Below are 22,376 nucleotides of genomic sequence, written 5' to 3' on the forward strand. Positions count from 1 at the left end.
TCCCGCACATGCCGCTACTGTAGGTGTAATGGAAGACGAGGAAGAAGCGGGCGGCACCCTTGCCGCCATTCGCGCCAGATCAGGTGTCATATTGGGCATTCTCGGCCTCGCGGCGTGGCTGGCACTGATCTGGTTCATGTTCGGTGACGTGTTGTAACGAACTTCCGGGCCTGAACGGGGCCATTTGCACCCCCGCCCCTTTTGGTCTAAGGGCCAGCCCAAGCAGCCCCGGCACCCGCTGATCCTTCCCGATTCGCGTTTGCCGGGGCACATTCTTTCCGGAGCAGGCCATGATCTGATTCATCGGTTCTGGGCCTGCTCCAGTTTTTGATTCACCGCGTTTTTGAAGCAGGTGATTCCACCTGCTTCAAAAACGCTCCAGGGAAGACAGGAACCGCATATGGCCCGTCGCCGCCAGATCTATGAAGGCAAGGCAAAGATCCTTTACGAAGGCCCCGAGCCGGGTACGATCATCCAGTATTTCAAGGATGACGCGACTGCCTTCAACGCCCAGAAGAAGGGCACGATTTCAGGCAAGGGCGTCCTTAACAACCGCATTTCCGAGCATATTTTCACGCTGCTCGGCCAGATCGGCGTTCCCACCCATTTTATCCGCCGGCTCAACATGCGCGAGCAGCTCGTCCGCCAGGTCGAGATCGTGCCGATCGAGGTCGTGGTGCGCAACGTTGCCGCCGGCTCGCTCAGCAAGAAGCTCGGCATCGAGGAAGGGACGCAGCTTCCCCGCACCCTGATCGAATATTGCTACAAGGACGACGCGCTGGGCGACCCGCTGGTGTCCGAAGAGCATATCGCCTGCTTCGGCTGGGCCAGCCAGGACGAGATGCACGACATTGCCGACATGGCGATCCGCATCAACGACTTCATGTGCGGCCTGTTCGCGGGCATCGGTATCCGCCTGATCGATTTCAAGCTGGAGTTCGGCCGGTTGTGGGATGGCGAATATAGCCGCATCATCCTGGCTGACGAGATCAGCCCCGACGGTTGCCGCCTTTGGGACATGGCCACTGGCGAAAAGCTGGACAAGGATCGTTTCCGCCGCGATCTGGGCGGCGAAGTCGAAGCCTATCAGGAAGTCGCCCGGCGCCTGGGCCTTATGCCCGAGGGCGTTGATACGACGGTCCTGGACCTCGACACCCACCGCAAGAAGCGGAGCAAGGACTGACGCGAATGGCGGACGCGCCGTTCAGGCGAGCAGCGCGTCCGCCATCAGCTTGATCCCCAGCAACACCATCAGCACATAGATGAGCGTGTAAAATCGCGCGGCATCGACGCGACGCACCAGTACGACGCCCGCCAGAGTCGATGCGATAGCCACGGGGATCAGGGCCGCCGTCGCCAGCAGATTGGCCCTGGTGAACTGCCCCAGCGCCGCATAGGCGGGCACCTTGATCCAGTTCACCGCGGCAAATGCGATGGCGGTAGTCCCGATGAGCGTGTCGCGCGGCAAACGCTTGGGCAATACCCACATCTGGAACGGCGGAGATCCGGCATGGGCAATATGGCTGGTGAAGCCGCTCGCCACGCCGAACAGCATACCGATCCAGCCCGGCGAATTGGACGGCAGCACCATCGCGCCGCCGCGCTCGGCCCATAGTCGTTGAAGCCCGAAAAGAGCCGAAATCAGGCCCAGTACACCGAGCACCGCGACTTCGGACACCTGGGCCGCAAAAAGATAGCCGATCGCAACCCCTGCGGCCATTCCCGGCAACATAACCATCAGAACATGCCTGTCCCAATGATGGCGGAACGACCAGACGCTGACGACGTCCTGCAGGATCAGGATAGGCAGCATGATCGCCGCCCCCCTCACCGGATCCACGCCCAGTGCCATGATGGGCATGGCGAGTGCCCCGATCCCGGCAAATCCGCCCTTGGCGAGACCAGTGAGGATCACGGCGGTGATGGCGCAGGCATAATAGAAATAGTCCGGATTCATGGAGCCCGCCTAAAGCAAAGCATCCCATCCGGGGAGCAAATTTTGTTGTCGAACAATCAGCTCTGGGCGCGATAGCCGATCAGGACGCCGAAGGTGAAGGTCGCAAGGAGCGTCAGTTGAACCCGGCCATGAGGATCATCATAGCCCATGATCTGCTGACCAAAGGCGAAAAGCCCCACGAACATCGCCAAAGCAAGACCGGCCATGCGAAAATCCTTCCCTCCGCTGGCCACCATAGGGGCACGGCGCTAACAAAAGCATAATGCCAGGGTTAAGGCCGCGCAGCACCTGGGCGTTACCAAGAGGCTGATGCCTCAGCATCACTGCATCCTGGTATAATGCCTTGCCTGCGGAGCGCTCCGCGACTAGAGGGCTGGACGATTCAAACGATCGCCAGCCCTCCGGTTTTCGCGGCTTGTGCATTCTGCAAGCAGGATGCCCTGGGGGCGCGAAAGACTGTCTTATGGAGTCCCACGCTCATGAAAGCCCGCATCTTCGTCACCCTCAAGGGCGGTGTCCTCGACCCGCAGGGCAAGGCGATCCATCACGCGCTCGAAGGCCTGGGCTTCGCTGGCGTCAATGATGCGCGCGCGGGAAAGCTCATTGAACTGGATCTGGCCGACGGCACCAGCGACGAGGATATTGACGCCATGTGCCGCAAGCTGCTGGCGAACACGGTGATCGAAAATTACCGCATCGAAAAGGTGGCCTAAGCCATGAAGAGCGCCGTCATCGTCTTTCCCGGCAGCAATTGCGACCGCGACCTCGCCGTGGCGTTCGAGAAAGCGACCGGCGCGAAGCCTGCCATGATCTGGCATCGCGATACGGAACTGCCAGACGATATCGACCTGATCGGCGTGCCGGGCGGTTTTTCCTACGGCGACTATCTGCGTTCGGGGGCGATGGCGGCCCGCTCGCCGGTGATGCAGGCGGTGGCGAAGGCGGCGGATCGGGGCGCCTATGTGCTCGGCATCTGCAACGGCTTCCAGGTATTGACGGAAAGCGGGCTGCTGCCCGGTGCGCTGCTGCGTAATGCGGGCGGGCATTTCGTCTGCCGCGACGTGGCGCTTACGGTTGATAATGCGCAAAGCGCTTTCACCAGCCGTTATGGGGCGGGGGAAGCGATCAACTTCCCGGTGGCGCATCATGACGGCAATTATTTCGCTGACGCGGAAACGCTGGACAGGCTGGAAGGCGAAGGCCGCGTGGCGCTGCGCTACGCGGAGAACGTCAACGGATCGGCGCGGAACATTGCGGGCATCCTGAACGAAGGTGGCAATGTGCTGGGCATGATGCCGCACCCGGAGCGCGTGATCGAGACCGCCCATGGTTCGACCGACGGCCGCCGGCTGTTCGAAGGATTGGTGGAAGGGCTGCTTACCCAAGCCTGAGTCCGACGGATATCGCGTTCGACAACTCGACCGGGTCTGGCAAGCAGGGACGGCCTTGTCCCCGTCATTCGCACGATCATTCTTAGCGCACTAAGAAAATTTGCCGTCTTAGTCGCGCCGCGCTACTTGGCTCACCCGCCACGATGATAGTCATATTCAAAGGCACGGCCTTCCTGTTTGGTGAGGATCGCGCCAATGATCGCCCCGCCCGCCCGGCGCAACCGATCGACGGCGACGCGCAGGCCGCCATGATGATTGCGTCCCCATTCGACGACCAGCAGCGTCACCTGCGCCTTGCTCGCCAGCAGGCAGGCGTCGGACAGGCCCAGAACGGGCGGCGCATCGATCAGCACGGTGTCGTACCGCCCCCGGACGGTTGCCAGCAGGGAGTCCATCGCGGGCGTCACCAGTAATTCGGCGGGATTGGGCGGGATCGCGCCGCAGGGCAGCAGGGCTACCCCCGGCAAGCCGCTGTCCACGACAACCTCCTCCATCTTCGCCTGGCCCGTCATCAGTTCGCTGATCCCCCGCGCCGGCGAGATGCCGAACAGGCTGTGCTGCTTGGGCCGACGCATGTCGGCATCAATCACCAGCACGCGCTTGTCCAGCTTCGCCAACGCCTTGGCCAAGGCATATAGGGTAGAGGACTTCCCCTCCCCCTCCTGCGCGCTGGTGACCAGGATGGAACGCGGCAGCCCCGCCGCAGACCCCAGAAGCAGGGAGGAAGCCATCGGCGCGAAAATCTCCGCCGCCGGCTTCTCGCCCGCCGGGACCGCGCCGAGCAAAGGCAGGTTCACCCGCTCCGCCAGCGTGTCGGCAGACGTAACGGCGTCATCAAAAATATGCCGCCCGACCACTGCCATCAGCCCGAGGATCAGCCCGCCCAGCGAAGCGAACAGCATCGTGATGCCGATATTGGGCGAGGATGGCCGGGAGGGCACGGCCGCCCGGTCCAGCGGCTGGATACGCCCCGCCTGGAACCCGGCTTGCGATGCCATGTCGCGATAGCGCTGGAGCAGGCTGTCGTGCAGCAGGCGATAGGTATCGACCTGCCGTTCCAATATGCTCATCTGCACGCCGCGCCCGCGTTCCGCCGTGGCCTGCCGCTCGACCTTGGCGATCTCGGACTGGATCTGCTTTTCGCCATGGACGGCGACGTCATATTGTTCCTTGAGCGACGCGCGGATCGTGCCCGCCATTGCTTCGGCCTGATCATCCAGCGCCGCGAGCCGGGCGCGCGCCTCGCGCATCTCAGGATGGGCGTCCTTGCGGAACTGGCGTTCCTGCACGACCTGAGCCCGCGCCTGCGCCCGTTCCGTCATGATCTGCTGCATCGCGCCATTGTTCAGCACTTCGGGCAGGGTCTCGACACTCGACATGCGGGCGCTTTCCCAGCGCTTTTGCGCCGCGATCCGATCCGCCGTCGCCTGCGCGCGGAAGGCGTTGAGCTGGGCAAGCCGCGTTGCCGTAGTGCCATCGGGCGCGGGATCGGCGCCGCCATTGCGATCGGATTCGGGTGGCATCATGGCTCCGGCATTGGCCGCATAGACCGCCAGGTCGCGCTCCGCCCGTTCCAGATCCTTGCGCGCGCCGTCCAACTCTCCCAACAGGAATCGTCGGGCCTGAACCCCGGATTCGAATCCACGCTTCAAGTCCGTCCGGATCAGGCTGTCCGCATAGCTGTTGGCAACCCGCGCCGACAGCACCGGATCAGCGCTTGTGAAGCTGATGCGGATGACCCGCGACTTGCCGGGCAACTCAACGTGTAGATTGTCGCGTAGCAGGCTGACGACGGTTTCGGTTTCGACCTGCCGCTGGCTGAGCGAGCCAGTCCCCTGTTCCGGCCGCCGGACATTCATGCCCTCGAAGAAGGTGCGACTGCCGATCAAGGCCAGTTCGCGCGCCACATCTTCAGCCAGAGCACGGCTGCGCAGCACTTCCAATTCGGTCTGCATCAGCGCTTCATTGTCGGACGGCGCCGTCTGCCGCTGCGCTGCGGCAGCTCCCGCGGCACCCGCCGGGACATCCTCTACCTCCACGGAAGCGGTGGCGCTATAATCAGGCGTGGACAGCAGGATGAAGACCACGCCAGCCAGCACGCAAAGCGCCATGGTGACGAACAGGATGATGCGATGCCGCCGTACCGCCGTCCACGCCGCGCCGGCCGTTGTCGCGAAACGCGCGGCGCGCCCCTCCATGGAGGAAGACGCGCCGCTGTCGTCGATCAGCAGTCCCGATCGCGCCATCAGAGCCCTCCATCCAGCGCGACGAACCCTGCACCAACGGCAGGAAGCGCCAACAGCGCGCCACCCAGGATCGCCTTCGCGCGCGACAGGCCGACGATGATGGTGTCGCCCGGCAGGATTTCGGGATCGGGCGCCTCTCCCTTGCGAATCGCGCCAAGGTCGAACATCGCGGCCTTGCGCTCTCCCTCCGCTTGCCGGACCACGACGATCTGCCCCATGCTGGCAAGGCGGGTCGGGCCCCTGGCCATCGCGATCGCCTGCAGGAGTCCGACGCGACCGTCCACGGGAAACAGGCCCGGCTCGCGAACCTCTCCATCCACGGTGATGCGGCGGCCCACCGCCTTCTTGATGAACACCGTCACCTGTGGCGAGACGAGATAGCGCTCACCGAGGCGCCCGGCGATGACATCGGATGCTTCACTGGCGGAGAGGCCAGCCACGGAAACGTCGCCGACCAGTGGCATGCGCACCATGCCTGCGGCTGTCACCTGGGCGTCCTCAAGGGACAGGCCCGGTTCGTGATAAACCTGTATGCGCAGGACATCGTCGGGCGAGATGCGATAATCCATCCCCACGGCAGGAGCGGGCGGGATGACGGCATAAGCCGCCTCGCCCTTCGGCGCATCCTCCACGGTCGAGCAGGCGCTGAGCAAGAGGCAGGCCGTGACCATGATCCTCGCTCGGCTCTTGCTGTCGGTCGGCCACCTCATGCCGCTAAAGTCCCCCGCAATTCAGTGGGCACGCGCAAAGCCTGCCATTGCGGGCGGGGTTAACGACGCGACGGGGACATGGCAACCATTCGCCGGGCGAACGCGGCGCCGATGCGCCGGATCAGATGGCGATCCGGGCCTGTTCCAGGACGGCCTGACCCGAGGTCGGCCGTCGGGGCTGATCCGGCCAGACGCCGCGGGTGTCGTAGACCGCCTTGTCGGCGCGTTCATCCACCGGAACCGATTTGAACATGTCATGATCGACAAGAATGACGAAAACGCCGCATTGTTCCAGAGCCGTATCGAGATCGGTCAGTTCAGCGCCGGTTCCGGCAAATTCCATCGGCAGGTCATGGGCATAGGGTTCGACCAGCCTGATGCGGCGGCCATAACGCTTGGCGAGGCGCGCCGCGACCTTCACGGCCGGGCTCTCGCGGAAATCGTCGATATTGGGCTTGAAGGCAAGACCAAGGCAGGCGACCGCTTCGCCCGGAAATTCATCGATCAGGTCGGACGCCTTTGCCACGACATAGTCGGTCTTGCCGTCATTGACTTCGCGAGCCGTGCGGATGAGACGGCTGTTTTCCGGATCGCCATGGACGATGAACCAGGGGTCGACAGCGATGCAATGCCCCCCGACGCCAGGCCCAGGCTGAAGGATGTTGACGCGCGGGTGACGGTTGGCGAGGCGGATGACCTCCCACACGTCGATGTCCATCCGCTCCGCGATGACGGACAGTTCGTTGGCAAAGGCGATATTGACGTCACGGAAGCTGTTCTCGACCAGCTTCACCATTTCAGCCGCGCGGGCGGACGTGGTGATGCAGGCACCGCGAACGAACTGGCGGTAGAAACCCAGCGCCTTGCGGGCACAGCGCGGCGTGATGCCGCCGATGCAGCGGTCATTGTCGATCAGTTCGACCAGGATGCGTCCGGGAAGGACGCGCTCCGGACAATAGGCGACGGCGATGTCGCCCGCGACGCCAGGCTCCGGCATTTTGAGATCGGGGCGAAGTTGCGCGAAAAGGTCGCGCATGGCTTCGGTGGTGCCGACGGGGGAGGTGGATTCGAGGATGACGGTGTCCCCAGCCTTCAGAACCTGCGCGACCGTACGAGCGGCCTTGAGGACATGGCTGATGTCAGGGGCGCGATCTTCAGCCACGGGAGTTGGCACGGCGATGATGAAGACGTCGCTGGCTTCCACTTCCAGGCTGGCGCGGAGATTGCCGCGCGACACGACACCCTGGACCAGGCCATCCAGGTCAACTTCCTCTATATGGACGCGGCCGGAATTCACCGTCTCCACGACATGGGCGCTGACATCCACGCCGACGACCTGCGCGCCGCCGCGGGCGATCAGGGCGGCGGTCGGCAGGCCGATATAGCCGAGGCCGATGACGGATACCTTCTGCTGGAGTTTATCGAGGGGCATTGGGAGGGGTCCTGGGGAAGCCGATGATCTGCACCGGTTTGTGACGGGAAATGCTGAAGATTTGGGTAACAGAACGTCGAGTCCCATCGCCAGTTCGTCGCGGGCCTGCGCTCAGGCGGCCCGTTCCAAATTCCCTTGCGATCTTGCGCTTGCGGCTATGATGCCCGCAATGCGTTCCGACGCATGACCGTCGCCGAAGGGATTATGCGCGCGCGACATGGCGGCATAGGCAGCTTCATCATCCAGCAAGGTGACAACGGAGCGGACGATCCTGGCGCGATCCGTGCCAACCAGCTTCGCCGTGCCGGCCTCCACCCCTTCCGGACGTTCGGTGGTTTCGCGCATCACCAGCACCGGCTTGCCGAGTGAGGGAGCCTCCTCCTGCACGCCGCCGCTGTCGGTCAGAACCAAGTCGCTCATGTCGAGCAGGCGCACGAAATGCGGATAGTCCAGCGGCTCGATCATCGCGACGTTGGCAAGGCCACCCAGCACGGCGTCCATCACCGGACGGACATTGGGATTGGGATGGACGGGGAAGATCACGGCGACGTCAGGGCGCGCCGCGATGTCGGCCACCGCACGCGCAATCGCCTCCATCCCGCCGCCGAAATTCTCGCGGCGGTGACTGGTGACCGCAATGATGCGCTTCCCGGCGAACCGCCGGGCAAGGCCGTCCAGGCCCGATGCAAGAGGGGGTTCGGACAGCACCCGTTCGCGAGTGGCGAGGAGAGCGTCGATCACCGTATTGCCGGTCACGAATATGCTGGCCGGATCGCGATTTTCCGCCAGCAGCGCATCCGCGGCCGCCTGGGTCGGCGCGAAATTCATGTCCGCAATGCAGGCGACCACACGGCGGTTCACCTCTTCCGGCCAGGGGTGATGAATATCGCCGCTGCGCAGGCCCGCCTCGACATGGGCCACGGAAATCTTGCGATAATAGGCCGCCAGGCTGGCGACCATGGTGGTCAGCGTATCGCCATGCACCACCACACGGTCGGGCTTTTCCGCGTCGAACGCCTTCCCCAGTTCCACGATCAACTTCGCCGTCAGGCCATCCAGAGTCTGGTTCGGCGTCATCACGTCGAGGTCTATGTCAGGCACGATCCCGGCGATCTCCAGGACCTGATCCAGCAGGCCTCGATGCTGCGCGGTCACGATGACGCGCGGCTCTACATCGTCCCGGGCCTGAAGCGCGTGTATCACGGGAAACAGCTTGATCGCCTCAGGGCGCGTCCCGAACACCAGAGCAACCTTCATATCTTACCCTTTGCAAGCCGTCTTTCGGGTAAGTGCCTGGCAGAAAATGGTAACCATCCCCTGAACATGAGTACTCCCGACGCCCGCTTTCGCTTAGGCAAGCAGCTGTGCTAGAGGCCAGTCGGACCTTTTCCCATTCGAGGGCTCAGTTACTATATGAAGATCACGATGATCGGCACGGGCTATGTTGGGCTGGTGTCAGGCGCCTGCTTTGCCGATTTCGGCCATGACGTGGTGTGCGTGGACAAGGATGCCGGCAAGATCGCCGCCATCGAATCGGGCCGCATGCCGATATATGAGCCGGGCCTCGACCATCTCGTCGCAAGCAATGCTTCGGCAGGGCGGTTGAACTTCACCACCGATCTGCCGGCAGGCGTGAAGGGCGCGGATGCGATTTTCATCGCCGTTGGCACGCCTTCACGACGCGGCGATGGGCATGCGGATCTGAGCTATGTCTACGCAGCGGCGAAGGAAATCGCGGATTCGCTCGACGGGCCTACCGTCATCGTGACGAAATCCACCGTGCCGGTCGGCACTGGCGATGAGGTCGAACGGATCGTCCGGGAAGCCCGACCCGATCTGGACGTACAGGTCGTGTCCAACCCGGAATTCCTGCGCGAAGGCGCAGCCATCGGGGATTTCAAGCGGCCAGACCGCGTCGTGGTCGGCACCACCGGGAGCCAGCGCGCGATCGACGTCATGGGGCAGATCTACCGTCCGCTGAACCTCAACCAGGCGCCTGTCATGTTCACGGGGCGGCGAACCGCTGAACTGATCAAATATGCCGCAAACGCCTTCCTTGCGACGAAAATCACCTTCATCAACGAAATGGCGGACCTGTGCGAAGCCGTGGGCGCGGAGGTACAGGACGTGTCGCGGGGGATTGGGCTCGACAACCGCATTGGCGCGAAATTCCTGCACGCGGGTCCGGGCTATGGCGGCTCCTGCTTCCCCAAGGATACGCTGGCACTGGTGAAGACCGGCCAGGATTATGACACACCGATCCGTATCGTCGAAACCGTGGTGCAGGTGAACGATCTGCGCAAGCGAGCCATGGGACGAAAAATCGTGAAGGCCTTGGGCGGCGACGCGCGTGGCAAGAAAGTTGCGCTGTTGGGCCTGACCTTCAAGCCCAATACCGACGACATGCGCGATGCACCGAGCCTTGCCATCGTGCTGGCGCTGGAAGATGCGGGCGCGCAGATCGTCGCCTATGACCCGGAGGGCATGGATGTCGCCGCGCCGCTGATGCCGGGCGTGACCATGACGAAGGATGCCTATGAAGCCGCGACCGGTGCCGACGCGCTGGTGCTGGTGACGGAATGGGATGCATTCCGGGCACTGGATCTGAAACGTCTGGCCGCCTTGATGAACGAACCGGTGCTGGTCGATCTGCGCAACATCTATCCGCGTAGGGAGGCGGAAACGGCCGGCTTTGCACTCACGCGGGTCGGCGGCAAGGGCGTCCTGGCCTGATGCTGCTGAAGCCGAGGGAAGGACGCGATGAGCCCGCCCTTCCCCGGTTGCATCATTGGCTGGTGGCAGCCATTGCCTTGTTCGCGATCATGCTGATCGTACCCGTCATTGCCGGGCTGACCTGATCCGGTCCGGCCGGTTTCAAGTTCAGGCTTACGCCTTCAGCTTCCAGCCGCGCTTGAGCAGCACATAACACAGCACGCCCAATGCGACATTGAGTCCCAGCAGAACCACGCTGCCCACCACGACATCGCCGTCCGCCGCAGCGACGAAACCATAGCGGAAGCCCGAAATAGCGTAGAAGAAGGGATTGGCATGACTGATCGCGCGGAAAATAGGGGCAAGGCGATCGATCGAATAGAAGGTGCCCGACAATAGCGTCATCGGGCCGATCACGAAATTGGTGATGGCGGCGGCATGATCGAACTTTTCCGCCCAGATCGACGTCAGCACGCCGATAAAGGCCGTCAGCCCTGTACCCATCAGACCGAACCAGAGGATGGCCCAGGGATGCGCCGGGGTTACGTGCACGCCCGGCCACAGCGCCATCGCGCCCCATAGGGCAAGGCCGACGCAAAAGGCCCGGGTCACCGCCGCGCCGACCAACGCCAGCAGTAGCTCGCCGACCGACAGCGGCGGCATCAGATAGTCGATGAGCGTCCCCTGCATCTTTCCCGCAAGCAGGGAGAAGCTGCTGTTCGCGAAGGCATTGTTCATCATTCCCATGATCATCAGGCCCGGCGCGATGAAGTCGGCAAAAGGAACGCCCAGCACATGGCGATTGGCTCCGCCCAGCGCCAAGGTGAAGATGACAAGGAACATCAGCGTCGTGACGGCTGGCGCCCAGATCGTCTGGAGCTGCACCTTCATGAAGCGTCGCACTTCCTTGCGATAGAGCGCGCGCGTGCCGGCCCAGTTTACATTGCGTATCACCAGCTCTCCAGGTTCGTGGAAAGGCGCCTGATGCGATGGGGAGGCAGCAATTTTGGACTGGTCGTTCATGGTCGGATCGACTATCGGCTGAGGGGTTGTGCCGCAAGGGCGTTGTGCACGGGAAATTGAACCCCGCGCCGGCGCGCCCCATATAGGGTGCGAATTTGAAATTTTGAGGAGTCATTCATTGTCCTGGACCGACGAGCGCATCGACCAGCTCAAGGCAATGTGGGAAAGAGGCCTGACCGCCAGCCAGATCGCCGACGAACTGGGCGGCGTCAGCCGCAACGCCGTGATTGGCAAGGCTCACCGGCTGGGCCTGCAATCGCGTCCTTCGCCGGTGAAAGCCAACGAAGTACCCAAAAAGGCGGCCCCGCCTCTGCGCAAGCCAGCGCCCGAAGCCGAAGCGCCAAAGCCTGCCGCGCCTGCGCAGCAGGCCGCACCCGCGCCCGTTCGTCCGACCGCGCCTGCGCCAACCCCTGCCGTTGCAGCTCCCGCAGCAGAAGCGCCGGCCACGCCGCAGCCGCGCATTATCTCGGTCGGCCCCGGCGGCTTTCTACGCCAGGGTCCGGGCGACCAGCAGGCACCGATCCCGCCCGCCCCACCACGCCGTCTGGTGCCGGCAAAGCCCAGCCCTGACATTGCCGGCAAGACCACGTTGCTCGATCTCACGGAACGCATCTGCAAATGGCCGATGGGGCATCCGGGCGAGCCGGATTTTCATTTCTGCGGCGAAGCGGTGAACCCTGGCTTTCCTTATTGCGTCGAACATTGCGGGCGCGCCTATCAGGCACAGTTGCCGCGCGGCACCCGCCGTCCGCCGCCGCCCCTGCCCTTTGGTGGCCCGCGGGTTCGCTGATCGCTGGCTCCCCAACATGAAAAGGGTCGCCCCTCCGGGAGCGGCCCTTTTTGCTGGGCAATGCAGCGATCAGCCCCAGGCTGCTGCTTTGCGGACCAACGCGCTTGCGCCCGCCGTCCGCCGGCTTATAGCTTGTGCCCATGTCTGAAGACCTGTTCGCAGCCAACACCTCCTCCACGCCGCAATATGACGCCTCCGCCATCGAAGTGCTGGAAGGGCTGGAGCCGGTCCGGCGCCGCCCCGGCATGTATATCGGCGGCACGGACGAACGGGCGCTGCATCACCTGGCGAGCGAAGTGCTGGACAACAGCATGGACGAGGCGGTGGCAGGACATGCGACGCGGATCGAGGTGTTGCTGGAGCCGGGCAACAGGCTGACCGTCATCGACAATGGCCGCGGAATCCCGGTCGATCCGCATCCGAAATTTCCGGGCAAGTCGGCGCTGGAGGTGATTCTGACCACGCTCCATTCCGGGGGCAAGTTCACCGACAAGGCCTATGCCACCTCTGGCGGTCTGCACGGCGTGGGCATCAGCGTGGTCAATGCGCTATCAGTCGTCACCGTCATCGAGGTGGCACGGAACAAGGAATTGTTCCGCCAGAGCTTTGCCCAGGGCTTGCCCACCAGTGGGCTGGAAAAGGTCGGTGCCGCCCCCAACCGGCGCGGCACGTCGGTCAGCTTCATCCCCGACCACGAGATTTTCGGGGAGCAGAAGTTCAAGCCCTCTCGCCTCTATCGCCTCGCGCGGTCCAAGGCCTATCTGTTCGCGGGCGTGGAAATCCGCTGGAAATGCGCGCCGGAACTCATCACGGACGACACGCCGGTCGAGGCGGTGTTCCAGTTTCCCGGCGGCCTTGCCGATCACCTCAAGGAACAGGTGGGTGACCGGGAATGCGCCACCAGCGCCTTTTTTTCCGGATCCCAGGATTTTCCAGACGCCGCAGGCCGGGTGGAATGGGCCGTGGCGTGGCCGCTCTGGTCGGACGGTTCCTATTCCTGGTATTGCAACACCATTCCGACGCCCGACGGCGGCACGCATGAAACGGGGCTGCGCGCTGCATTGGTTAAGGGCATCCGTGCCTTTGGCGAACTGGTCGGAAACAAGAAGGCGAAGGACATCACCGCCGACGACATCGTGACTTCTTCGGAAATCATGCTGTCGGTCTTCATCCGCGATCCCCAATTCCAGAGTCAGACCAAGGACCGACTCACCAGTCCGGAGGCAGCGCGGCTGGTGGAAAATGCGGTGCGTGACCATTTCGACCATTACCTCTCCGACCATATGGAGCGTGGCAAGGCGCTGCTCGCCTATGTGCTCGACCGGATGGACGAGCGGCTGAAACGCAAGCAGGAGAAGGAGGTCAAGCGCAAGACCGCCACCAGCGCGCGCAAGTTGCGGCTGCCGGGCAAGCTGACCGACTGTTCGAACGACGATCCGGAGGGAGCGGAAATCTTCCTGGTCGAAGGTGATTCAGCCGGCGGCTCGGCCAAGCAGGCCCGTGACCGCAAGACGCAGGCAATCCTGCCCCTGCGCGGCAAGATATTGAACGTCGCCTCCGCCAATACCGCCAAGATCCTGGCCAATCAGGAGATTGCCGACATGATCCTGGCGCTGGGCTGCGGCACGCGCAAGGACTGCAATCCCGACAATCTGCGGTACGAACGCATCGTCATCATGACCGATGCCGACGTCGACGGCGCGCATATCGCGACGCTGCTGATGACCTTTTTCTTCCAGGAAATGCCGGAACTGGTGCGGCGCGGCCATCTCTATCTGGCGCAGCCGCCGCTTTACCGCCTGACCGCCGGCGGCAAGAGCCTCTACGCCAGGGACGACGCCCATCGGGAAGAAATACTGGCCAAGGAGTTCAAGGGCAAGAAGGTCGACATCAGCCGCTTCAAGGGCCTGGGGGAGATGAACCCGGCGCAGCTTCGCGAAACGACAATGGATCTCAAGACCCGCAGCCTGATCCGCGTCACCCTGCCCGACGACATTGAGGACCGGCAGCAGGTCCGCGAACTGGTCGACCGGCTGATGGGCACCAACCCGGCGCATCGCTTTGCCTTCATTCAGGAGAATGCGGCAACAGTCGATGAGGGGGCAATCGACGCCTGACGAGTGATTTTCCGGGAAATTCCGGAAAACCGGATTGTCGTGATTTGCCTGAAAAATGGCCGGGCAAAAATTTGCCGGCAATTTTTTGCCTACTGCCGCGTTAACCAGCGCGGGGCACCGGATGTTCAATTTTCGGCGCGATACGGGCAAGCATGTCAGGCTTCGTCCCGCTCACTCGCTCATCGGCCCTGCGCCGCCTCGCGCTTGGCGCCACCTCCTCTCTGCTATTGGTTGCAGCGAGCGGGCATGCGCTGGCGCAGGCGCCCCTGGGGGCGTTTCCGGACGTCTCCGCGCAAAATCGAACGGCCTACGCGCCCGCCGACCGCGTCACCGCAAATCTCCTCGCGGGCGGTATGAGCCGTCTGGCGGCCATCAGTGCGCAGCAAGGGGGCGCGGTCAGTTCGGTGCCCTGGGGCACGCAGCCGGTCGCTCCGGATACGATCGTCAACGATCGGCGCATCAACGACTTCAGCGGCAAGTTGCACGGCTGGCGGCTGGAGGGCATCCAGCTTTCCGTGCTGAGCTTTCGTCAACCAATGCTGGTGCCGGGCTTCATGCAGGGATTTTTGACGACGCAGACGGCTACCGCAATGCCGCAGGCCAGTGCCTTCGTCACGCCGGCACGATCGATCCACGCGCCTTCGGACCGGATGATCGCACCGCGCAATGGGCAGCCTGACGTTTTCAGATCGGTCGCCATGCCGATTTCCCGAACATTGCTCGACAGCAAATGGGCTTCCGTTTCGACAGCGCTGCCCGGCAAGGGGGTGTGGAGCGCTATTCTGAACACGGCGCGCGGTTCGGCGGCGCAGCAGCAGGTGGAAACGATCAACAGCTGGGTCAACCGCCGGCTGCATTTCGTCGACGACAGGCAGGGTGGCGACAACTGGGCATCGGCAGCGCATACATTGCAAAGCGGCACCGGCGATTGCGAGGATTATGCCATCGCCAAGATGAAGCTGCTGGAAGCGGCCGGCTTCGACCGTCACGCCATGTTCCTGGTGATCGCCCGTGATCTGGTGCGACAGGCTGACCATGCCGTCCTGGCGGTGCGGATCGGCGATGAATTGATGATCCTCGACAATATGACCGACCGGGTGCTGCCATCCTCCAGCGTCAGCGACTATCGCCCGATCATGAGCTTCAACGCCTTTGGCCGATGGACCCACGGCTATCGCGTGACGTCGCCTGCAAAGGTGCAGTTCGCGTCGCGGTGAAACTCAAGCGCACCCACCCTTTCAAAGGAAAGTGCCGCTCTCTGGCAGGCTCAGAGCGAAGGGTGAATTTCGTCACCTTTCCCTGAGCGCTTCCGATCGAGCCTTCATGATCGGCTTCAGCAGGTAGGCCAGCACTGATTTGCGGCCGGTCAGTATCTCCACATCGCATACCATGCCGGGCGTGATCGGCAGCTTGTGCGCGCCCGATCCGAGCCAGGCGCGATCCGTCTCCACGACCACGGTGAAATAGGCCTCCCGCGTCGCTTCGTCATAGACGCTGTCGGCCGACACCTGCTGCACCGTGCCGGTCAGCCCCCCATAGATCGAGAAGTCGTAGGCGGTCACCTTCACGACCGCCCGGTCGCCGGTCTTGATGAAGGCGATGTCGTTCGGCTTGACCCGCGTCTCTACCAGCAGCTTTTCGCCAATGGGCACGATCTGCATGATCTTCTGACCCGGACTGACATAGCCGCCGATGGTCGTCACCTGCACGTCATTGACCACACCGTCGACGGGCGAGCGGATCTCCGCCCGCTGCGCCCGTCCCCTCGCGCCCCGAAGAGACTCGCTGTTGACGGCGATCTTCGCCTCCAACTGGCTACGCTCGTTGAGCGCGTCCTGACGGAACTGGAAATTCGCTTCCGAAAGCTGTGCCTGCGCCTCGCGGATCGCAGCCCCGGCGCGGGAGGCCTGCTGCTGCGCAGCGTTCAGGCGACCCTGCGCGTCGACCAGATCACGCCGGGCATCGAGCAATTCGGTCTGCGGGATGATCGACTTGGCGGCGAGCGGTTCCAGCATCGCCACGCGCTGACGGGCCAACTGGACGCTGCCGGTCAGGCTGTCGATGGTCGCCTGCGCCTCGCCCTGTTCGCGGCGGCGCTGGTCGACCTGGGCCGCCATCGCATCCTGCTTGCTGCGAAGCGCCGACTGGCGAACGGCGGCGAGGGCCTGCTCCTGCTGGCATTCCGGCCCGCCGGTCGTGCAGGCGGCGCCTTCACCTGTACCCTCCCTCTCCAAACGTCCGGCGCGGGCGGTCAGCGAACGCGTCTCCGCCTGAAGCTGGCCCAGTTCGGAGGCGAGCATCGCATCGTCAAGCCGAACCAGCAGCTGCCCCTTGCTCACCTTCTGACCGGAGCGGACCAGGATTTCCTCGATCGTGGTCGGCTCTGCGGACTGTATGACCTGCGCCTTGCTGGACGGGATCACCCTGCCCTGCCCGTGTGTCACCTCATCCACTGGGGCGAGGCTGGCCCACATGAGGAAGACCAGCAGGCCGCCGCCGCTGTAAAGGATCACCTGCTTGTTGCCCGGTTGCCCCCGCAGCCAGCTTATCCAGCGCGAAATCATGGTTGCACCCCTTGGATATGATGGTCGTCAGCGGCCAGCGTCACTGGCGCGGCCTTCTGCTGGGCGGCGAGCAAATTGCTCAGGGCGCCCTTTGTTTCTGCAGGATCGGGAATGGACAGCTTCCACCCCTTGGTCGGATCCATGCGCCCGCCGACATCATTGACCGCCCGACGTTCGGGCAGCGCAGCGACCGGCGGATAGTCGATGACTGGCTGGGACGCGGCGGCAAAGCGCGACGGATCGAAGGCCGGAATGATCTCGCCGCCGGCATAGCGGCCCGTGAAGGCCGTCGGCTGGCCCCAGCCTCCTGGCCAGCGATAGAAGATATGCGCGCCGATCTGCGCCAGCTTCGCCAGATGCGGCGCCCAGCGCGGGAAGACATAATCGGCGTGATAATGGGTCGCGGTGCCCACCTGCTTCTCGACCCGCCCACTCAGCGCGTCGGCAGCGATCCGCTTCGCCCGATTCCAAAGGTCTGGCAGGGGATGCCGCGCCAGCGATCCGTCACAGACGAAGCTGAACTGGCAAACGGACGCGTCGAAACGCTGATAGACCACGCCGCATACGGTCTTCGCAAAGGCGGGATGGCGAACGCGGTTCAGCACCACTTGCGCGACGGCACGCTGACCGCTTTCCGGCTCGCGGGCGGCTTCATAATATACCGCCTGGGTCAGACATTGGAGCGCGTGATCATGATCCTCACCAGCCGCAATCAGCGCGCGAAACGGCTTGGCGACGCCGATCACACCGCCGGAGAAGCCGAGACGCTGATTTTCCTCGCGAGCCCTGTCACCTTCTGCGGCCGGGGTGCCCTGCTCCGTCATCTGAACAAGAGCGAGATATTGGCGGGGAATGGCGGGGGCGGTTTCCACGATCTTCGTCTGAATGGCAGGGTGCTGGGACTCTTGAGGCCAGAGAGCGACCGTCGCCATCGTCGCGATTCCAAGCCCAAGGAACCACGCGCTCCAGGTTCCTGCGAAGGCAGGAACCCAGTTCAGACGGCGGGGCTGGGTCGAGCCAAGCGACTTGTCTCGCCCCGATGCCTTCGCAGGAGCACTTCGGATGGAATGGACGGGATGAGTGCTCATTGCCCGGCCACCCGCTGGAGTTGGCCAATGATCTCGTCACGTGGCCCATCCGCCAGCACGACACCCTGATCGATCACGATCAGTCGATCCACGATCCGCAACAACGCATGACGGTGTGTCGACACCATCAGTGTCTGGCCGGGATCGAGCGCCTTCTCCAGATGATCGATGAAGAGATTTTCGGTCTGGTTGTCCATCGCGCCGGTCGGCTCGTCGAGGAAGAGCAGCTTTGCAGGCTCCACCAGAGCGCGCGCCAGCACCAGAAAGCTGCGCTGACCGCCGGACAGGCGGTTGCCGCGCTCTCCTATATGCAGGTCGAACCCCGCCGCATCGCGTCCGAAGAACCGCGCCGCCCCCGATCTCTCCAGCGCTTCCAGTAGCTTTTCGTCGCTGGCCTCGCGGGCGCCCAGCAGCAGGTTTTCGCGCACCGACCCGCTGAACAGTTCGGAATCCTGCCCGACATAGCGGAAGGCGGAGCGCAGTTCATGGGGATGATATTGACGGCTGTCGATCTCATCCAGGTTGAGGGCGCCGCCGGTCGGCGGATAGAGACCACAGATCACGCGACCCAGCGTCGACTTGCCCGACGCCACGCGGCCGATGATGCCGATGCGCTCGCCCGGCTCGATGCGCAGGTTGATGCCCTTGAGGCTGGGCTGGCTGGAGCCCGGATAAGCAAATTCAAGGCCCTCTGCGACGATGGCGCCCTTGCGGATCCTGGGGATGATGCCGCGCGCGCCGTCCAGCCTTTCGTCGGGCTGGTCGATCAGCGTCTGCAGGCTGTCGAGCGTCGTCATCGCCTGCCGCGCCCGCACGATCACGAAGGCAAGCTGCCCTACCGGCGCCAGCGAACGGCCGGCCAGCATGACGATGGCGATGATCGCACCCATTGAAATGTCGCCTGCCGCGAACATGTAGAAGCCGCCGATGACCAATGCGATGCTTGTCACCTGCTGGCACAGCGACGCCAACGTCACGCTCTTGGACGACAGGCGCCGCAGCTTTTCCTGCGTGGCCGCGCTCATCCGGGCATAGCGGCGCCAGCGCTCCAGCATTCGTCCTTCGGCACGGCAGGCCTTCAGCGTCTCAATGCCGCCGATGGCCTCCACCAGCGCGGCGCTTTGCAGGCTGGAATCCGCCTGCGCATCGCGGGACAGGCGGGCCATGGACCGCTGCAGGAACCACCCCGCAGTCGCCATGATCCCCATCATCACGACCGGTACGATCGCGAGCCAGCCCCCCAGGAGCGCGATGATGGCGACGAAGAAATAGAGGAAGGCGATGTCCACCACCAGGACCACGGTGGTCGAGGTGAAGAATTCGCGCACGGATTCGAATTCCGACACGCGCCGCGCCAGCGCCCCGGTGCTGCCGGAACGGCTTGCGAGCGGCGTGTTCAGTACCTTTTCAAACAGGCGTTGCGAAAGGCGTTCGTCAATCTCCCGCCCCGCCTCGTCCACCAGTCTTGCCCGGGCGATGCGCAGTGCGAAATCCAGGCTGAAGGCCAGCATCACGCCGATGCCAAGCACCCAGAGGCTGGAGGCCGCCTTGTTCGGAATGATCCGGTCATAGACGTTCATCGTGAACAGCGGCAGCGCGAAGGCGAGCAGGTTGATGATGCCCGCCGCCAGCATGACATAGCCAAAGCCGCCGCGTGCACGCCAGACTTCGCGCCAGAACCAGTGCTGCCGCACCCGTTCGTCCCAGGGACGCTCCTCTGCCCGTTCACGACCGTGATCGGCCATGACGACAAGCGCTTCCCCGGTGAAAACGCCTTCCAGATCGCTCAACGGCGCCCAGACCGCTTCATCCGCATGAGGAAGCTGGACCAGCGCGTCGCCGGCCTTGATGTCCATCAGCAGCAGGAACCGCCCGCCCCGTAGAGGCAGGATGGCCGGCAGATTGCCAGGACGCCATTTGTCCAATCGACCGCGGACGTGGTCGCTCAGCAAGCCGATCTGGTCGAGCGCCGATTCCGCCTGATGAAAGGGCAGGCGCCCGGATTCATCGACGGCGAGGCCGGCTCGCAGTCCCACTATGCCGGGCGAACGGTCGAAATGCCGCGCCGCGTGGGCGATGCTCTCGACCAGTTCGTCACCGGGCGTGCCTTGATGGTCCAGCCATTCGGCCAGACTGAGTGTGCTTCGTTCCAACATTGTTTACCCCGCGCCATCCCGGCTTGCGCCAGGATGGCCCCCAATAATGAAACTCAGCCCGGATAGCGCCGCCGCTGCAATTCAGCGGGCGGCAGATCAGGGACATTATAGGTCTTCCGCGCATCGGCCTTGGCGTCCGAAGGCGTGGCCAGGCCCAGCGTATCCAGCAGCGTGTTGGTGGCCGCCAGGATCTGATATTGCGCGAACATTTCCGAGAAGCGGGCCGTTTCCGTCCGCACCTGCGTGTTGAAGCGGGTGTTCTGGCTGTCCAGAACGTCCAGCAGCGAGCGCCGGCCCACGTTGAACTGCTCGCGATAGGAAACCAGCAGTCCGTCGGAGACCGTGCCCTGACGCGACAGGTCGGTGACGCGCTTCTTTTCCGTATCCCAACGGTTCCAGGCGGTGCGGACATCCTCCTCCGCCTCGCGCAACCGCTGGCTCAGGCGGAAGCGCGCTTCGCTTGCCCGGCGGGTCATTTCCTGGACCTTGGCCCGGTTGATGCCGCCATTGTAAAGCTGCCAGCGCAGGACCACCCGGCCCTGGATGTCGTTGGTGCTGCCCCGGAAGCCGTCGACATCCTGGCCGACGCGGCCGGTGCCCTCCACGGAGACCGTCGGCCCAAGCTCCGACTTGGCCTCATCCACCACGGCATGCGCGGCCTGGATATCGGCCTCAGCCTCGCGAACCAGCGGATTGTGCGTCCGCGCGGCGGCTATGGCTTCGTCCAGCGTCGGAGGCAGAGCGCTCGTCACAGCATCAGGCATGGTCACCTGATCGATCGACAGGCCGGTCAGGGTGCGGAACTGAATGGCCGCATTGGTCATGTCCTGCTCCGCCTCGCTCTTGCGGACGAGGGCGGCCTGCAGCCTTTCCTCCGCCTGCTGCTGGTCGGCAATGCTGATGGACCCCTTGGTCACGCCCTCGCCCAGATCACCGAGCAGCTTGCGATGGAAGGCGATATTGTCCTCCGCCGCCGCCACGACCCGCTGCTGGAGCATATAGTCCAGATATTGGCGGGTGACGTTGAGCGCCACGAACTGCGATCGTTCGCCGACCCGCAACGCAGCGCCATCGGTGCGGGCGGCCTGCCGGCGCTTCTCAGCGCTGCGATAGCCCGAATCCCAAAGCGTTTCCTCGGCGCGAACGCTGGCTTCAAGCGGCCAGAGAGTCTCATTGTCGAGATTGAGCGCGCGGCGGGTGGCGTTTTCCAGGCGGCGGACGCCAGCCGACCCCTCAACGCTGACGCGGGGCAGGTAAAGGCCCTGCGCCTGTTCGCGTTCGAATTCGATGGCCTGCTTGTTCTCTATCGCCTGGTTGATCTCCGGATGGCTGTCGAGTGCAGCAGCGATCGCGCTCTTGAGATCCGTCGTCTGGGCCCAGCCCGTACTCACCATGGCCGCCGCACAAAGGGCGATCAGGCTGCCACATGTTTTGCGCATGATAGTCATGCCGTCCTCCCCTTAATTCGCGCTGGCGGTGATTTCGACCCGACGGTTCATCGGTTCGCGCACACCATCGGCGGTTTCGATCTTGAGCTGGGTTTCGCCCAGGCCGTTGACGGTCATGGCATCCGTGGGGATGCCACCCTGGCTGAGCAGATTGGCGACATTCTGCGCGCGGCGCAGCGAAAGGCCGTCATTATAGCGGTTGCTGCCCGAAGTATCGGTATAGCCGGTCACGCCAAAGCGCTTCCACCCGCATTGCGCCGCCGTCTGGGTCAAGGTCGTGACAGTGTTCACCCCTTCCGGCAGCGGCATGTCCATGTTCCAGTCGAAGAAGATGGACACCGCCGGCGCCGTGCAGTCCAGCGCGGGTGGGGCTGAAGCTGCCGACACCGGCGGCGGTGGCGGCGCCGTGAGGCGTGCCACAAAGTCGTCGCACTTGTTGATGCTTTCCGCATCCTTCGTGCCGGATTTGATGAAGCCGATGGCGATGCCGCACTGGTTCTTCGCCTCCACGGCGTAGGTCCAGCGGCTGTCCTGGGCCGCGCGGATGCTGGCGTCGCCCACGGCCTTGACCGCCGTGTCGTAACGGCTGTCCAGCGCATCCCGCAATTCGGACTTGCCCAGTTGCAGCAAGGGCGAAGCAGGCGCCGCCCAGGCCGCTGTCGTCGTCAGCATGGCGGTCGTCAGCCCAACGGCCACCGCCTTTCCAACAGCATTTCGCATATTCACTCTCCCCAAAATTCCC

General features: G+C 63.8%; 21 protein-coding genes. 9 read left to right on the top strand and 12 right to left on the bottom strand.

The genetic code is table 11. The features are described 5' to 3' along the window. Positions 1 to 28 precede the first annotated feature (28 nt). Entirely contained in the window at positions 29 to 157 is a 129-nt protein-coding gene (locus tag MRBLMA1_RS03720; RefSeq protein WP_363735079.1) for a hypothetical protein, read from the top strand. A gap of 243 nt (positions 158 to 400) precedes the next feature. Beyond that, positions 401 to 1,183: a phosphoribosylaminoimidazolesuccinocarboxamide synthase gene (gene purC, locus MRBLMA1_RS03725; protein WP_133651858.1), complete on the top strand. Its 783-nt coding sequence runs from the start codon at positions 401 to 403 to the stop codon at positions 1,181 to 1,183. 21 nt (positions 1,184 to 1,204) lie between these two features. Here the strand turns inward: purC and MRBLMA1_RS03730 are convergent, their stop codons facing one another. Together MRBLMA1_RS03730 and MRBLMA1_RS03735 are read right to left on the bottom strand one after the other, a co-directional pair. Next, positions 1,205 to 1,957: a sulfite exporter TauE/SafE family protein gene (locus tag MRBLMA1_RS03730; RefSeq protein ID WP_363735080.1), complete on the bottom strand. Its 753-nt coding sequence runs from the start codon at positions 1,955 to 1,957 to the stop codon at positions 1,205 to 1,207. 56 nt (positions 1,958 to 2,013) lie between these two features. Beyond that, positions 2,014 to 2,163: a hypothetical protein gene (locus tag MRBLMA1_RS03735; protein ID WP_166666297.1), complete on the bottom strand. Its 150-nt coding sequence runs from the start codon at positions 2,161 to 2,163 to the stop codon at positions 2,014 to 2,016. Positions 2,164 to 2,436: 273 nt separating this feature from the next. Here MRBLMA1_RS03735 and purS point away from each other — a divergent pair, with 273 nt between their 5' ends. Continuing rightward, positions 2,437 to 2,670: a phosphoribosylformylglycinamidine synthase subunit PurS gene (gene purS, locus MRBLMA1_RS03740; RefSeq protein WP_133651856.1), complete on the top strand. Its 234-nt coding sequence runs from the start codon at positions 2,437 to 2,439 to the stop codon at positions 2,668 to 2,670. A 3-nt stretch (positions 2,671 to 2,673) separates the two neighbouring features. Further along, on the top strand, positions 2,674 to 3,348 hold the full coding sequence (gene purQ / locus MRBLMA1_RS03745) for a phosphoribosylformylglycinamidine synthase subunit PurQ (RefSeq protein ID WP_363735081.1): 675 nt from the start codon (positions 2,674 to 2,676) through the stop codon (positions 3,346 to 3,348). A gap of 131 nt (positions 3,349 to 3,479) precedes the next feature. On the opposite strand, the gene MRBLMA1_RS03750 is transcribed toward purQ, so the two are convergent. The 4 genes from MRBLMA1_RS03750 to wecB all read right to left on the bottom strand — a co-directional run bounded on the left by MRBLMA1_RS03750 (position 3,480) and on the right by wecB (position 8,993). Further along, positions 3,480 to 5,594: a GumC family protein gene (locus tag MRBLMA1_RS03750; RefSeq protein ID WP_363735082.1), complete on the bottom strand. Its 2,115-nt coding sequence runs from the start codon at positions 5,592 to 5,594 to the stop codon at positions 3,480 to 3,482. Beyond that, positions 5,594 to 6,304: a polysaccharide biosynthesis/export family protein gene (locus MRBLMA1_RS03755; RefSeq protein ID WP_363735084.1), complete on the bottom strand. Its 711-nt coding sequence runs from the start codon at positions 6,302 to 6,304 to the stop codon at positions 5,594 to 5,596. Before MRBLMA1_RS03755 ends, MRBLMA1_RS03750 begins: the two co-directional genes overlap by 1 nt. A 121-nt stretch (positions 6,305 to 6,425) precedes the next feature. Further along, entirely contained in the window at positions 6,426 to 7,736 is a 1,311-nt protein-coding gene (wecC, locus tag MRBLMA1_RS03760) for a UDP-N-acetyl-D-mannosamine dehydrogenase (protein ID WP_363735086.1), read from the bottom strand. A gap of 111 nt (positions 7,737 to 7,847) precedes the next feature. Beyond that, positions 7,848 to 8,993, bottom strand: coding sequence for a non-hydrolyzing UDP-N-acetylglucosamine 2-epimerase (wecB, locus tag MRBLMA1_RS03765; protein WP_363735088.1), 1,146 nt, complete (start codon positions 8,991 to 8,993; stop codon positions 7,848 to 7,850). Between the two features lie 156 nt (positions 8,994 to 9,149). On the opposite strand from wecB, the gene MRBLMA1_RS03770 reads away from it, so the two are divergent. Next, positions 9,150 to 10,469: a UDP-glucose dehydrogenase family protein gene (locus MRBLMA1_RS03770; protein WP_363735090.1), complete on the top strand. Its 1,320-nt coding sequence runs from the start codon at positions 9,150 to 9,152 to the stop codon at positions 10,467 to 10,469. Further along, complete coding sequence (locus MRBLMA1_RS03775) at positions 10,469 to 10,594, top strand: hypothetical protein (protein ID WP_363735092.1); 126 nt, start codon at positions 10,469 to 10,471, stop codon at positions 10,592 to 10,594. The genes MRBLMA1_RS03770 and MRBLMA1_RS03775 overlap by 1 nt, the downstream gene beginning before the upstream one ends. Positions 10,595 to 10,622: 28 nt before the next feature. On the opposite strand, the gene MRBLMA1_RS03780 is transcribed toward MRBLMA1_RS03775, so the two are convergent. Next, positions 10,623 to 11,471, bottom strand: a complete 849-nt coding sequence (locus tag MRBLMA1_RS03780) for an ABC transporter permease (protein WP_133651849.1) — start codon at positions 11,469 to 11,471, stop codon at positions 10,623 to 10,625. Positions 11,472 to 11,589: 118 nt separating this feature from the next. Between MRBLMA1_RS03780 and MRBLMA1_RS03785 the strand changes: the two genes are divergently transcribed. From MRBLMA1_RS03785 to MRBLMA1_RS03795, 3 genes are all read left to right on the top strand, one after another. Continuing rightward, on the top strand, positions 11,590 to 12,261 hold the full coding sequence (locus MRBLMA1_RS03785) for a GcrA family cell cycle regulator (protein WP_363735094.1): 672 nt from the start codon (positions 11,590 to 11,592) through the stop codon (positions 12,259 to 12,261). 140 nt (positions 12,262 to 12,401) lie between these two features. Next, positions 12,402 to 14,378 (top strand): DNA topoisomerase IV subunit B, encoded by a 1,977-nt coding sequence (gene parE, locus MRBLMA1_RS03790; protein WP_363735096.1) that lies wholly within the window; start codon positions 12,402 to 12,404, stop codon positions 14,376 to 14,378. A gap of 152 nt (positions 14,379 to 14,530) precedes the next feature. After that, positions 14,531 to 15,595 (top strand): transglutaminase-like cysteine peptidase, encoded by a 1,065-nt coding sequence (locus MRBLMA1_RS03795; RefSeq protein WP_363735098.1) that lies wholly within the window; start codon positions 14,531 to 14,533, stop codon positions 15,593 to 15,595. A 72-nt stretch (positions 15,596 to 15,667) separates the two neighbouring features. Here the strand turns inward: MRBLMA1_RS03795 and MRBLMA1_RS03800 are convergent, their stop codons facing one another. From MRBLMA1_RS03800 to MRBLMA1_RS03820, 5 genes are all read right to left on the bottom strand, one after another. Then, positions 15,668 to 16,942, bottom strand: coding sequence for an HlyD family type I secretion periplasmic adaptor subunit (locus MRBLMA1_RS03800; RefSeq protein ID WP_363735100.1), 1,275 nt, complete (start codon positions 16,940 to 16,942; stop codon positions 15,668 to 15,670). After that, positions 16,939 to 17,874: a cell wall hydrolase gene (locus tag MRBLMA1_RS03805; RefSeq protein WP_363735101.1), complete on the bottom strand. Its 936-nt coding sequence runs from the start codon at positions 17,872 to 17,874 to the stop codon at positions 16,939 to 16,941. Before MRBLMA1_RS03805 ends, MRBLMA1_RS03800 begins: the two co-directional genes overlap by 4 nt. Positions 17,875 to 18,026: 152 nt before the next feature. Then, on the bottom strand, positions 18,027 to 20,186 hold the full coding sequence (locus tag MRBLMA1_RS03810) for a type I secretion system permease/ATPase (protein ID WP_363735103.1): 2,160 nt from the start codon (positions 20,184 to 20,186) through the stop codon (positions 18,027 to 18,029). Positions 20,187 to 20,239: 53 nt separating this feature from the next. Further along, positions 20,240 to 21,634 (bottom strand): TolC family protein, encoded by a 1,395-nt coding sequence (locus MRBLMA1_RS03815; RefSeq protein WP_363735104.1) that lies wholly within the window; start codon positions 21,632 to 21,634, stop codon positions 20,240 to 20,242. A gap of 12 nt (positions 21,635 to 21,646) precedes the next feature. Further along, positions 21,647 to 22,354, bottom strand: a complete 708-nt coding sequence (locus MRBLMA1_RS03820; protein WP_208108027.1) for an OmpA family protein — start codon at positions 22,352 to 22,354, stop codon at positions 21,647 to 21,649. Positions 22,355 to 22,376 lie beyond the last annotated feature (22 nt).

The sequence above is a fragment of the Sphingobium sp. LMA1-1-1.1 genome (genome assembly GCF_040676365.1).
Classification (GTDB): Bacteria; Pseudomonadota; Alphaproteobacteria; order Sphingomonadales; family Sphingomonadaceae; genus Sphingobium.

Bases quoted from the DNA above. Each gene is read 5' to 3' on its own strand.
- MRBLMA1_RS03730 (WP_363735080.1), bottom strand. From the start codon at position 1,957: ATGAATCCGGACTATTTCTATTATGCCTGCGCCATCACCGCCGTGATC.
- MRBLMA1_RS03795 (WP_363735098.1), top strand. From the start codon at position 14,531: ATGTCAGGCTTCGTCCCGCTCACTCGCTCATCGGCCCTGCGCCGCCTC.
- purS (WP_133651856.1), top strand. From the start codon at position 2,437: ATGAAAGCCCGCATCTTCGTCACCCTCAAGGGCGGTGTCCTCGACCCG.
- purC (WP_133651858.1), top strand. From the start codon at position 401: ATGGCCCGTCGCCGCCAGATCTATGAAGGCAAGGCAAAGATCCTTTAC.
- purQ (WP_363735081.1), top strand. From the start codon at position 2,674: ATGAAGAGCGCCGTCATCGTCTTTCCCGGCAGCAATTGCGACCGCGAC.
- wecB (WP_363735088.1), bottom strand. From the start codon at position 8,993: ATGAAGGTTGCTCTGGTGTTCGGGACGCGCCCTGAGGCGATCAAGCTG.
- MRBLMA1_RS03750 (WP_363735082.1), bottom strand. From the start codon at position 5,594: ATGGCGCGATCGGGACTGCTGATCGACGACAGCGGCGCGTCTTCCTCC.
- MRBLMA1_RS03780 (WP_133651849.1), bottom strand. From the start codon at position 11,471: ATGAACGACCAGTCCAAAATTGCTGCCTCCCCATCGCATCAGGCGCCT.
- MRBLMA1_RS03805 (WP_363735101.1), bottom strand. From the start codon at position 17,874: ATGGCGACGGTCGCTCTCTGGCCTCAAGAGTCCCAGCACCCTGCCATT.
- MRBLMA1_RS03815 (WP_363735104.1), bottom strand. From the start codon at position 21,634: ATGACTATCATGCGCAAAACATGTGGCAGCCTGATCGCCCTTTGTGCG.
- MRBLMA1_RS03755 (WP_363735084.1), bottom strand. From the start codon at position 6,304: ATGAGGTGGCCGACCGACAGCAAGAGCCGAGCGAGGATCATGGTCACG.
- MRBLMA1_RS03720 (WP_363735079.1), top strand. From the start codon at position 29: ATGGAAGACGAGGAAGAAGCGGGCGGCACCCTTGCCGCCATTCGCGCC.
- MRBLMA1_RS03735 (WP_166666297.1), bottom strand. From the start codon at position 2,163: ATGGCCGGTCTTGCTTTGGCGATGTTCGTGGGGCTTTTCGCCTTTGGT.
- MRBLMA1_RS03810 (WP_363735103.1), bottom strand. From the start codon at position 20,186: ATGTTGGAACGAAGCACACTCAGTCTGGCCGAATGGCTGGACCATCAA.
- MRBLMA1_RS03800 (WP_363735100.1), bottom strand. From the start codon at position 16,942: ATGATTTCGCGCTGGATAAGCTGGCTGCGGGGGCAACCGGGCAACAAG.
- wecC (WP_363735086.1), bottom strand. From the start codon at position 7,736: ATGCCCCTCGATAAACTCCAGCAGAAGGTATCCGTCATCGGCCTCGGC.
- MRBLMA1_RS03770 (WP_363735090.1), top strand. From the start codon at position 9,150: ATGAAGATCACGATGATCGGCACGGGCTATGTTGGGCTGGTGTCAGGC.
- MRBLMA1_RS03820 (WP_208108027.1), bottom strand. From the start codon at position 22,354: ATGCGAAATGCTGTTGGAAAGGCGGTGGCCGTTGGGCTGACGACCGCC.
- MRBLMA1_RS03775 (WP_363735092.1), top strand. From the start codon at position 10,469: ATGCTGCTGAAGCCGAGGGAAGGACGCGATGAGCCCGCCCTTCCCCGG.
- parE (WP_363735096.1), top strand. From the start codon at position 12,402: ATGTCTGAAGACCTGTTCGCAGCCAACACCTCCTCCACGCCGCAATAT.